Source organism: Photorhabdus heterorhabditis, assembly GCF_001280945.1.
GTDB classification, from domain to species: Bacteria; Pseudomonadota; Gammaproteobacteria; order Enterobacterales; family Enterobacteriaceae; genus Photorhabdus; species Photorhabdus heterorhabditis.
Genome location: NZ_LJCS01000090.1, coordinates 1 through 11,589, shown reverse-complemented (window position 1 = coordinate 11,589; position 11,589 = coordinate 1). Strand labels below are relative to the sequence as shown.

At 41.1% G+C, this 11,589-nt stretch carries 11 protein-coding genes and 3 pseudogenes; 8 read left to right on the top strand and 6 right to left on the bottom strand.

Translation table 11 applies throughout. The annotated features are described in order from the left end of the window. Nucleotides 1-585: 585 nt before the first annotated feature. Nucleotides 586-795 (bottom strand): annotated as a pseudogene (locus AM629_RS24795) (phosphoheptose isomerase family protein); the annotation flags it as partial. A 449-nt stretch (nt 796-1,244) separates the two neighbouring features. On the opposite strand from AM629_RS24795, the gene AM629_RS19495 reads away from it, so the two are divergent. Continuing rightward, nucleotides 1,245-1,865: a tyrosine-type DNA invertase gene (locus tag AM629_RS19495; RefSeq protein ID WP_054481249.1), complete on the top strand. Its 621-nt coding sequence runs from the start codon at nt 1,245-1,247 to the stop codon at nt 1,863-1,865. Nucleotides 1,866-2,006: 141 nt separating this feature from the next. Here the strand turns inward: AM629_RS19495 and AM629_RS19490 are convergent. Next, nucleotides 2,007-2,294: pseudogene (locus AM629_RS19490) on the bottom strand (IS4 family transposase); the annotation flags it as partial. Nucleotides 2,295-2,477: 183 nt separating this feature from the next. Between AM629_RS19490 and yhfZ the strand changes: the two are divergent. From yhfZ to AM629_RS19455, 7 genes are all read left to right on the top strand, one after another. Continuing rightward, on the top strand, nt 2,478-3,383 hold the full coding sequence (gene yhfZ / locus AM629_RS19485; protein ID WP_054481247.1) for a GntR family transcriptional regulator YhfZ: 906 nt from the start codon (nt 2,478-2,480) through the stop codon (nt 3,381-3,383). Nucleotides 3,384-3,408: 25 nt separating this feature from the next. Further along, nucleotides 3,409-3,768, top strand: a complete 360-nt coding sequence (locus AM629_RS19480) for a hypothetical protein (RefSeq protein ID WP_054481245.1) — start codon at nt 3,409-3,411, stop codon at nt 3,766-3,768. A 122-nt stretch (nt 3,769-3,890) separates the two neighbouring features. After that, nucleotides 3,891-5,072 carry a YhfX family PLP-dependent enzyme gene (locus AM629_RS19475; RefSeq protein ID WP_054481243.1) on the top strand — a complete coding sequence of 394 codons (1,182 nt, stop codon included), beginning with the start codon at nt 3,891-3,893 and terminating at the stop codon, nt 5,070-5,072. 36 nt (nt 5,073-5,108) lie between these two features. After that, complete coding sequence (locus tag AM629_RS19470; RefSeq protein ID WP_054481241.1) at nt 5,109-5,999, top strand: phosphotriesterase-related protein; 891 nt, start codon at nt 5,109-5,111, stop codon at nt 5,997-5,999. Between the two features lie 11 nt (nt 6,000-6,010). Continuing rightward, nucleotides 6,011-6,370: a DUF2620 domain-containing protein gene (locus AM629_RS19465; RefSeq protein ID WP_054481239.1), complete on the top strand. Its 360-nt coding sequence runs from the start codon at nt 6,011-6,013 to the stop codon at nt 6,368-6,370. 11 nt (nt 6,371-6,381) lie between these two features. Further along, a complete protein-coding gene (locus AM629_RS19460) occupies nt 6,382-7,737 on the top strand; it encodes a YhfT family protein (RefSeq protein WP_054481237.1) in 1,356 nt (451 codons plus the stop codon). 81 nt (nt 7,738-7,818) lie between these two features. After that, nucleotides 7,819-8,940: an aminotransferase class V-fold PLP-dependent enzyme gene (locus AM629_RS19455; protein WP_054481235.1), complete on the top strand. Its 1,122-nt coding sequence runs from the start codon at nt 7,819-7,821 to the stop codon at nt 8,938-8,940. 212 nt (nt 8,941-9,152) lie between these two features. On the opposite strand, the gene AM629_RS19450 is transcribed toward AM629_RS19455, so the two are convergent. From AM629_RS19450 to AM629_RS24790, 4 genes and pseudogenes are all read right to left on the bottom strand, one after another. Next, entirely contained in the window at nt 9,153-9,848 is a 696-nt protein-coding gene (locus AM629_RS19450; RefSeq protein ID WP_054481232.1) for a helix-turn-helix transcriptional regulator, read from the bottom strand. 148 nt (nt 9,849-9,996) lie between these two features. Continuing rightward, nucleotides 9,997-10,668 carry a PAS and helix-turn-helix domain-containing protein gene (locus tag AM629_RS19445; RefSeq protein ID WP_054481229.1) on the bottom strand — a complete coding sequence of 224 codons (672 nt, stop codon included), beginning with the start codon at nt 10,666-10,668 and terminating at the stop codon, nt 9,997-9,999. 31 nt (nt 10,669-10,699) lie between these two features. Further along, nucleotides 10,700-11,380 carry a helix-turn-helix transcriptional regulator gene (locus AM629_RS19440; RefSeq protein WP_054481227.1) on the bottom strand — a complete coding sequence of 227 codons (681 nt, stop codon included), beginning with the start codon at nt 11,378-11,380 and terminating at the stop codon, nt 10,700-10,702. A gap of 57 nt (nt 11,381-11,437) precedes the next feature. Continuing rightward, nucleotides 11,438-11,589: pseudogene (locus tag AM629_RS24790) on the bottom strand (PAS domain-containing protein); the annotation flags it as partial.

Genomic DNA, 11,589 nt, shown 5'->3' with positions numbered 1-11,589 from the left:
CTGTCTGAGTGGTTTTTACTGATTTCACTTAAAATAACCTGAATATATAATGGATTGCAATAATTAATTTGTAAAAAGATAAGATTTTTTTATTTTATCTGTATTTGTTAATTAAATCATTTATTCTTTTGTGTAAAATATTTACATATAGAAAAATATAGCTACCAATATTATTTTCATCTTATTAGAATATTTTGTTTACCATTTTTGTCATAAGGAGCGAAAGTGGGCAATGTTCAAACAGAAGCACTAACTTTTGATTGAACTTTAACGAGGGAGCTAAGGGAATCGTTCCTTACGTACTACGTGTGCACTCCAGTTTTTTTACGTTGCTGATGTTAACTACTCATTCATAATAATGGTTTACAACAATAACATCATTGGGATAGGTAGTTAATATTGAAATTATTTAGATTATTTACTGATAATTTATCCTATACCCAATAGATTTCAAGATGCATCGCGACGGCAAGGGAGCGAATCCCCGGGAGCATAGATAACTATGTCATAGAGAACTCTGTGACCGGGGTGAGTGAGTGCAGCCAACAAAGAGGCAACTTGAAAGATAACAGGTATAATTGTTAAATGAATTGTTTTGTCATACAATGCGAAGCACACATCAGCCAGTGAATTGACTGATGCACGTGCAAATGCAATTACCATCATACCAATTATACCGATATTATGAGCAATATATGCTTTATCCAATACCCGTTCTGTTTGACCTCTGCGAGAGATAGCAATAAAAACTTCATATTTCACTGCATTACTGAGGAAAATTCTACGATTGTTTCCCTGCTGACACTTGTAATTTCTGTGTCAGAATCGGTAAATGGGCCTATAAAGATTTACCGAGACTCTGCGTGATTTGAAACAAAAATCGATCTGATTGGCCTATCCTTTGTTAAAATGATTGTTGGGCTTATTGTGATAATTTTTGTTGTTTTTTCAGACAGATCAACTTATTTAGCGAGTGATGGTTAATCGAATCAGTATTTTTCTTTTTATCTTATGATGGTAAGAATATAGGGGGTTCCCGGAGAACAGACATTGAATACCTGTCCATTACACAACTTGAGCGAAGCTCAAGCACAGCAAAAGCAATTTCATTTAGTCATCTGCCGCCATCTCGGTGCAGACATTTTTACCATAGGGGATTTAAGGTTGGTTCCGGGTCTAAATCAGTTACAGATAACGCAGAATATTACATGCGTTGAGACAAAAAATATTTGGGATAGACCATAATGGGTCAACGAAGACATCTAACGCAATACGAAGTGGAAAGTATGCTGGCAGTGGCGAAAAGTAGTGCTAATGGTGAGCGCGACTATTGCCTGGTGTACATGAGTTTTGTTCATGGCTTACGTGTTAGTGAAGCCAGGTATTTACGGTTATCCGACTTGGATTTGGATGATGGAAGTTTGTATATTCGGCGCTTAAAAGGCGGGTTTTGTACAAACCATCCCCTCTTAGGTTATGAAATCAAGGCGATTAACGCGTGGCTTGAAGTACGTAAAACTTTTCGAGGTGCGGAAAGTGATTGGTTATTTTTGTCACGCACCGGAAGACCGCTTACACGTCAGCGTATTTATCAATTGATTAACCAATTAGGGCGACAGGCTAATATTTCAGTAGGTTCCCATCCACATATGTTACGCCATGCTTGTGGTTATGCTCTTGCTGACAGGGGAGTGGATACTCGGCTGATACAAGATTATCTTGGACACAGTAACATTCGCCACACGGTGAGGTATACCGCCAGTAATGCAGAACGTTTTCACGGTGTTTGGAGCATAAAAAGGAACCGGTATCGAGAATTACACTTTGATTATATCCCAAGGGCTGATGCTTGTTCAGTTGAATAAGGTATTCTGATGTATGCGCCTGTTAAGGGCGCATACATAAAGGTTATCTTATTAGGGTAATCTGTTGGAGAATATCGCCACTTTGGTTTTAATGGTTTTATCCGATGCGCCGTAAAACCCCGTCCTTCAGCTGTCTCTTGATCATATTTCATAGATCAAGAGACTGGACAGTAAATAACCTTCAAGGAGGGTTTGTAACATGAACCATCCTTGCCACAGCCTTTCCCATCCCACTCGGCCATTTCGTTTTGAGTCATACCAACCCGCTAGTTTTCCCAAATTAATATAGGCCCAGTAAACACTTTGCGCTGTCTTAGGGACCTTTTTCTTTTCTTGCTTTACCCACAATAACTTCCACGCTAGCGGGCTTAATAGCGTTTCACAACTCTGTTTTTCTGCCTCTGCTCTATTGAGACCCACATAGCGCAACTAATGAACACGCACGGGAAGTTCCCTCCAAGTTGCCTTAGTACGAAGGTAAGGCGGATTTTCTGCTTCAATTGCAAAAATTACTCTCACATTCGTGACTGAATTCGCATTTTTGGTATTTTCCGATTGTTATTTACCTCTTTAAGTTAGATATAAATACATTCAAAAAAATGAAGAATAATTATGAGTCGTGAGCTGCTTAAAAAAGAGGGGGTTGCTCAGGCATATCTGGCCCGTTATCTGCTAGGTGAGTGCTGTGGTAATCGTTTAAAGACTATTGATGAGCTGGCATCTGACTATGCGCTGTCTGTTGGATTGGTACAATTTGCATTAAAAAAACTGGAGAATTCTGGTGCGGTTCGCCTAGAGAGGCGGGGGCGTAATGGCAGTTATCTGGTTAGTATGGATCACAAAGCACTGTTAGCACATGCTGATATCGGTAATGTAGTTTGTGCGATGCCGTTACCTTATACCCGATTGTACGAAGGGCTGGCGAGTGGTTTAAAAGCGCAGTTTGATGGTATTCCGTTTTACTTTGCTCACATGAGAGGTTCGGATGCCCGGGTAGAATGTCTGCGTAACGGCATTTATGACATGGCTGTAGTGTCAGGTCTGGCTGCACAAACTTATCTGGAACAGCGTGATGTTCTTGCTGTACTTGAATTGGGGCCACACACCTATGTTGGTGGACACCAACTGATTTACCGCAAGGGTGAAGAGCATAACATCCGTCGTGTTGGGTTAGATAATCGTTCTGCCGACCAGAAGATCATGACCGAAGTGTACTTTGCCGGGCAGGCTATCACGTTGGTGGATATCTCTTACCACGAATGTTTGTATAAGGTGGCTAAGGGTGATATCGATGCAGTGATTTGGAACGTTAGCAGGGAAGTTGAATTGAGTTCCCGGGAGCTTATTGCGGTACCGCTGCGTGGAAATGTCTGTTTTATGCAAGCTTCTGAAGCGGTAATTTTAACCAGAGCTGATGATATTCCGATTCAGCAACTTTTGCGTACCACCGTGGATAAAACAGCATTATTGGTTCATCAACAACGAGTACTGGCCGGTCAACAGGACCCAAGTTACTGATTTAAAATGGACGGAGTAAAATGAAATGGAAAATCGGCTGAATCTGCTCTGTCAGGGAAATGTCATCGATCAGGACATTTGTGATGGCATGATGAAAGTTGTGATTCAGCTTGAACAAGATTGGCAAATCCCCGTCAGGAATGCGTTGGGGGAAATGGCGATAACACATATGGCGAATGCGTTGATGCGCTCACGCCGGGGAGAACAAATTGGTTCACTGGATACTGAACTGTTGATGGAAGTACGTCAGTCTGATGCCTTTTCTCATTTGCAAGTGATTAACGCTTCGCTGCTGGCACATTTTGACGTGCAATTACATCCCTGTGAAGAAGGGTATTTGCTGGCAAACCTGTTTAGCCTTTGGATGGCAAAGGATCAGCAATAGCACGACAATAAATAACAGAGATGAAGGGAATTTTTTTCCATCAAATATTCAAAAAAATGATGATTTGAACATCTAACTTATTGCAATGGCATTGACCGCTGAAGTAGTACAGGAGGTACAGCATATTTATTAATGCATTGAACAAACAAAATCCGGCATTGATTGAGGCAGCCCGTACGTTATGGGCGCAAGGAGTTTTGCTGCCTGATACTTATGTCATTGATGTTGAGCAAGTTTTGGTAAATGCCAGAAAATTGCTTGCTGTAGCGAAGCGTTATGATATTTCTCTGTATCTGATGACCAAACAGATTGGGCGTAATCCGTGGCTGGCACGCAAGCTTATAGAATTGGGCTATCGGGGTGTCACAGCGGTGGATTTCAAGGAAGCAAGGACATTGATAAGACGGAAGATCCCAGTTATTCATGCTGGTCATCTGGTGCAGATCCCGCGGAATATGGTCTCCACTGTGATACAGCAACGCCCGGAAGTGATCACAGTGTTTTCTTTAGAAAAAGCGGAGGAAATTTCTTGTCTTGCGCAGCATCAGGGACATGTGCAATGCATTATGCTAAAAATTTATGATGATCATGATCATCTTTATCCTGGTCAGGAAGCAGGTTTTCATTTATCGGCATTGAATGCTGTTACTCATCGTATTATGGCGCTGCCCGGCGTAAAACTGGTGGGATTGACCCATTTTCCTTGCTTATTGTGGCAGGAGGCACAGCAGCGAACAGTGCCTGCACCAAATTTGTTCACTTTGTTAAAAGCAAAAGACATTTTACAACAGGCAGGGGTTGAGGTGACGCAGATAAATGCGCCATCGGCATCAAGCTGTAGCACACTACCGTTACTCGCAAAGTATGGTGTTACCCATACGGAACCCGGGCATGCACTGACAGGTACAGTCCTGGCTAATTTTCAGGGAGAACAGCCTGAAAGCGTTGCTATGCTGTATCTGACGGAAATATCTCACCGGTTTAATGGCAACAGCTATTGCTATGGAGGCGGTCATTATCGCCGCGGACAGGCTTATAACGCGTTAGTCTTCATTCCAAATGGACAGATTATATCTACTCATTTGTTACCGATGGATGATACCAGTATTGATTACCACTTTTCTCTTGGTGGTGAATATCCAGTTGGTTGTGCTGTGGTGCTGTGCTTTCGTACTCAGATATTTGTGACTCGCAGTGATGTGGCATTGGTCAGTGGTATCCAGTCAGGGCATCCAGTGCTGGAAGGACTTTATGACAGCCAGGGAAACCGCATTCCTGTTAATGGGGAAATGACCTGTGAGTAAATTCATTGTCACCATTTTATTCGGACACTCTTTCCGATGACGAAGCAAAATAGGATTGATGCGTCCGGCTATACCTATTCACATGAGCATCTGCATATTGATTTATCGTCATTTAAAAACAACATTGATTGTCGGCTGGATCAATATGACTTGATTTGTGATGAGATGAAAATATTGGTCAACCTTGGTGTAGGCAATATTGTGGAAATGACCAATCGTTATATGGGGCGCAATCCCCAGTTTATGCTGGATTTGATGCAGGATTCTGGCATTAATGTGATTGCCTCAACGGGTTATTACCAGTCTGCCTTTTTTCCTGAGCATGTAGCACATACCACGGCTCAGCAACTGGCGGATGAAATGATCGCTGAAATTGAGCAGGGTATTGATGGTACAACGCTGAGAGCTGGAGTGATTGCGGAGATTGGTTCCAGTAAGGGAGTTATCACACCTGATGAAGAGAAAGTATTTCATGCCGCAGCGATAGCTCACTTGGAAACTGGACGCCCCATTTCTACGCATACGTCGTTAAGCACCATGGGGCTTGAGCAACTGACGTTACTGAAAAAGCAGGGTGTAGATACTGAGCGGGTAGTTATCGGGCATTGTGACTTGCGGGACAATCTGGACAATATCCTGCGTATGATTGAACAAGGGGCTTATATACAATTTGACACGATTGGTAAGAACGATTACTACCCGGATGAAAAACGTGTCGCCATGCTACAGACACTGTCCCAGCGCGGTCTGCTTAACCGTATCATGTTATCGATGGATATAACCCGCCGATCCCATCTGAAGGCCAATGGTGGCAATGGTTTTGAATATTTAATCCGCACCTTTGTTCCCATGCTGAGGAATGCTGGATTAACGCAAATAGAAATTGATCTAATGTTACGTGACAACCCAGCGGTATTTTTCAAATAAAGGAAAAACATATGAGATTTGTTATCGGAGGACAAATTGAGAAAGAAAAAATTGTGGAAACTTTACGCTGTTTGGCTGGAGATAAAGCTTCGTCCATTACCTTAATGAGCGACATTGAAGCAGCTATGGCACTTAAGAGTGGTAGTGCGGATTATTATTTGGGTGCCTGTAATACTGGTGGGGGCGCCTTGGCAATGGCAATTGCTATCGTGGGTATCGATAAATGTGCCACGCTCAGTATGCCGGGAAAAATTCTATCTGACGAAGAGATTATTGCGCATGTGAACGCCGGGAAGACTGCATTTGGTTTTATTGGTCAGGATATAGAAACTGTCATCCCGGTGATTATCAGGGCTATTTTTTCTTCATAAGGACATAGAAGATGGAATACGAATTTTTCACACGTTTAATGGAAATTGATCCGTTTAAAGCGGGTTTGCTGGCTGTTATTGGTGGGATATCAGCCATGATGGCTAACTGTGGTATTGCGGTATTTCATGACGGGTTGCGCCCTTTAATCCCGGAACACCTTGAAGGGCGTATGAATCGTAAAACCTTAGCGGCGACCAGTTTTGCCTTAAGTTTTGGTCTGGTTATCGGGTTTGGCATTCCGTTCTCGCTTACAGCACCGATTATCTTGGTGCATAGCTTGTTGCTGGGAACAGATGTGATCGGCACCTGGTGCGCAAACAGTAAAAAAGGTTTCGTGACTTCCGGTGTCCTAGGAGCGCTGTATGCCATTGCTTTGATGACGGGTTTACGATCTGTTGTTGATATCTTTGCCCATTTACCCGTTAATTTCATGAACAACCTGAGTAAGGTTGGCGATCCTATCGTTGCCTGCTTTGCATTATTCCCTGCGGTTGTTGTGGCGTATCAATATGGATATCGCAAAGGGATATGGGTGCTGATTGCGACACTGATGGGGTATATCGCGACGAAAGCGATAGGCTCACTCAGTTTTGGTGGAGCCTTGAGCAAACCAGTACAACTGGACCCCAATGGGGTAGCGCTCCTGATTTCGATGATTGTAATGTTCTACTTTGCAATGAAAGAACGTGCTCCCAAAGCAGAAAATGGACAAGATTCAACCAAAGGTGCAAATGAGATGTTGGTTGGATTATTTTCTACGCGAATACAGCGTATTCAAAATAACATCTGGCTATTGGTACTGAGTGGTGGCTTGACTGCTGTAGCTGCTTCGATGTCACTCAGTCTGCTGGCGGAAGGGCCGGTATCACTGCAATTGATGGCGCAGGGGGAAGGGACTAACGCTACGTTGGTGGCTTTGGCTAGGGCAATCAGCTTTGTTCCATTAGTTGGCATGACGGCTATTGCCACCGGGGTGTATAGCCCGGTGGGGATGAAATTCGTGTTTGTTGCCGGATTAGCCACGAATAACCTATGGATTGCCTTCATTGCTGGCAGCGTGATTATGTTTATGGAAATCAAACTATTGGCAAGAATTGCTATCTGGCTGGATAAATATCCTGGAGTGAAAGCCTGTGGCGACCATATTCGAACAGTCATTACCCGCATGTTGGAGGTTTCCTTATTAGTGGGGGGAATGATTGCTTCCAACGCTATTCTGCCGGGAATGGGATTTATGGTGGTGGCGGGCATTTATCTGCTCAATCGCACGTCTAAACGTCCTTTAGTTGAAATGGCTATTGGGCCGATTGCAACGATTGTGGTTGGTGTTCTGGCTAACGTTATTCATCTGGTAGGTATTCGTTAATTGAATAAATATATCCTCTCCCTCTACTTTGTGATGGCATTGTGATGGCAACAAGAAAGGGAGAGGGGCGGAGAGCAGATATTGAACACTTACCCATTACGTAGCTTGAATATGGAACAGGCGCAGCAAAAACAGTTCCATTTAGTTGATATTATCTGCCGCCATTTTCCCGGCGCAGATTTCTTGACTACTGGCGATTTGGGATTGGTTCCGGGACTGAACCAACCACAGATGACGCAGCGAGTTGAAGGTGTTATTGCCGATTTCTTTTCCGCTGAGTCAGCTATATTAGTGCAAGGAGCGGGAACTGGGGCAATACGCAGTGGCATGGCGGCATTAGTTAACGTGGGTGATACTCTATTGGTTCATGATGCGCCGTTATATCCCACAACCGCGACCATTGCTGGACAGATGGGTTTAAACCTTATACGGGCTGATTTCAATCAATCTGAACAAGTACGTGCTGCAATTTTGCAACATCGTCCGGTAGCCGGGCTGGTACAACATACACGCCAGAAAATCGATGATTCTTATGAGTTGGCTACGGTGATTTCATTGATGAATGCTGCGTCATTACCGGTACTGGTTGATGATAATTACGCAGTTATGAAAGTAGAACATATTGGTTGTGAATGTGGCGCTGTGTTGTCAACTTTCTCTAGTTTTAAATTGTTTGGTCCGCAAGGTGTTGGTGTTGTGGCCGGTCAAAAATCGGCAATCGACAACATCCGGCGTAGTATGTATTCCGGCGGAAGCCAAGTGCAGGGATTTCAGGCACTGGAAGTGTTGCGCGGGCTGGTATTTGCGCCAGTAATGCATGCGGTGCAGGCTCAAGTAAGTGAAACGTTGGTTACCTGGCTTAATCAGGGAATAATACCGCAGGTAAAACAGGCAGTAATTGCAAACGCGCAATCTAAAGTATTGCTGGTAGAATTTTATGACGAGATTGCAGAACAAGTCCTTTGCTTTGCTCATGAACTTGGTGCGCTGCCTTATCCGGTTGGTGCTGAATCAAAGTTCGAAATTCCACCACTATTTTACCGGTTATCTGGTACATTCCGTCAATCTGATCCCACTTTAGAAAAGCGGATGATACGAATAAATCCTAATCGAAGTGGTGCGGAAACGGTGATGCGAGTTTTGAGTGAAAGTTGTGCGCGGGCTGTCGCCTTGCCTTGTAGTGATCAGAAGCCAGATAAGTAGAGGATTATTTTGGAGGCGGTACATCCGCCACAATGGGCGGTATATTATCAGTTACTTAAAACGTTTTAACATATTTAGAATATAAAGAGTCAGTTTCAAGATTTATAACTTGATGGAGTAGAAAAATCTGCAATATCATTGATTGTATTCCTGATTATTGTTCAAATTATCAATATGTTCAAAGAGAAATAAATAATAGCAAAATCGACTGCTTACAGTAGAAAATGGCCTATAGATAGAGAATATCTTGGTGGAACATATAGGTCATAACCATTTTCTTTACAAAGTAATCGTAATTCCATCGTTGAACTGACAGACAATTTTTCGTAGATATTTTCGAAATATTTTTCTACAGTACGGCATGACATATGCATTTCATCGGCCATATCTTTGTTATTAATACCGCAGCAAAATAGAAAAATCATGATCCATTCAATTTCTTTTAAAATATTATTCGGGGGCTTGGAGCTGACCGATATAGGCGTACTATTCTTCATATAATGAGATACGGTAAAATGCTCGACTTCTTTAGCATGGGAAATAATTCCCATACATTGATTATTCTCATCCATCAAGGGATATTTTTCACAAAAATAGGATTTAGATCGTTGACCATTACCTTGAGGGTAAGTCCCAATAGATGATATTCGTTGCATACATTTTAAGACACGACGATCATGTTCTTTAAAATGGTGGGAAAAACCATTGACTGGCGTTGGTAATTGTTCATCAGTATATCCGACAACATCAAAGTTTTCAGGTAACTTATTGGCTTTTATAAACAGCGTATTTGCATAAATAAAACGGGATTCATTGTCTTTTACAAACCATGCGTCAGGGCTTTTATCCCACATATTTGTGAACTGACGGGTAATAAAAGGGACTTTTCTAAATGCTGATTGACTCATACATATCCTTCGAGGTAATTATTGTTTTTTAACCTATTGAATGTAGGTATATTCTTTATCAAGAAAAACATATTCCCGCAGAGCTGTCTATTTTATCAATAAATAATGAACAAAGGTAGCATATTGAAACTGGGAATTAATACGTAACCTAAGACAATAAAAATTTCTCTGGGATAAAGTGATGAAAGTTATTGACCAGACAGTATTCTTCCAATTGCTGATTGGAATGAATACCAACCTTATGATATATTCTGGTCATATGAGTTTCAACAGTATGATAGGCAATATTCAGTATCTGTCCAATCTGTTTTTTGGAATGTTTTTGTAAAAAGAGGAAGATGATATCCCACTCGCGTAGAGTAAAAAGATCAGTTGGTGGTTGGAGTATAATGGAAGGGGGTAGTTTGTCATAATATTGATATAGGTGGGCCAATGAGTACTCTTTAGCTTTCCACAGATGATACATAATTCCTATGCAACTCCCATCTTCATGATAAAAAGGCAGCTTTTCACAAAAATAAGAGGATAGAGTTTGTTCTTTGCCAAATACATGTGTTTCAAGTGAACATACTCTATGTCCTTTGGCCATGACATTTTTATCATGGACAATGAATTCTTTTGCAAATTTAGCACCATCCCAGGGAAGTTCATGATCGTAAAGTCCCTCGTAATCAAACGATTTTTTGAAATTATGAATGGATTTTTTTGTTGCTGAATTACCATAAATAAAATTTGAAGAACTATCTTTTATTCCCCATGGTTCATTGCTCATCTCCATTGTGTTAATAATTTGAGGTGATATTACATAGTTCTTCTTCATATTGGTAAAAAATCCTTTATAAATCTATGGGTTAAAGAAACATTCTGCTTTCTGGGTGCACAAATCTTTCTGGCACATAGAGATCATAATCATTAAAGCGACAATATTCTTCCAATTGATAACTAGATTTGACACCAATCTTTTTATATATCCGTGACATATGGGTTTCAACAGTCCGATAGGAGATATTCAATATTCGCCCCATTTGTTTACTGGTATGTTTTTGTAAAGAGAGGAAAATAATATCCCATTCTCGTTGGGTGAAAAGATCAGTCGGTGGCTGGAATAGTATTGATGCCGGCAGTTTTCCATGATACAGACGGGTTAATGAGAAATCTTGGGCTGGCCAACCATGAAATATAATCCCTATGCAACTCCCATCATCATGATAAAGAGGCGTTTTTTCAAAAAAATAAGATGATAGAATTTGCTCTTTCCCAAATACATGTGTTTCAAGTGAACATACTCTTTGTTCTTTTGTCATTACATTTTTATCATGAGCAATAAACTCTTTTGCAAATTCAGCACCATCCCAGGGAAGTTCGTCATCGTAAAGTCCTTCATATTCAAAGGAATTTGGAAAATTTTGGAGATATTTAAATGCCTTATTAGCATAAATAAAGCATGAATTTTGATCTTTTATTCCCCAAGGGTCATTACTTTGCTGCATTGTGTTAATGACTTGGGATGAGATAGTTAATTTATTCTTCATATTATCATTCCGTTTTGACAGTTTTTTAGTTTAACTTTTAATATCTGAGTTTTATGATCAATTTAGCTCTATGCTACCAATAGTGATAAATCTTTCTGGAATATAGAGATCAAACTTATTTTCCTTACAGAAATCTGTTAGTTCTTTATGTTTCGGTAAATTAAATTTCTGGTAAATGGATTGAATATGATTAACAACATCTTCTGTAT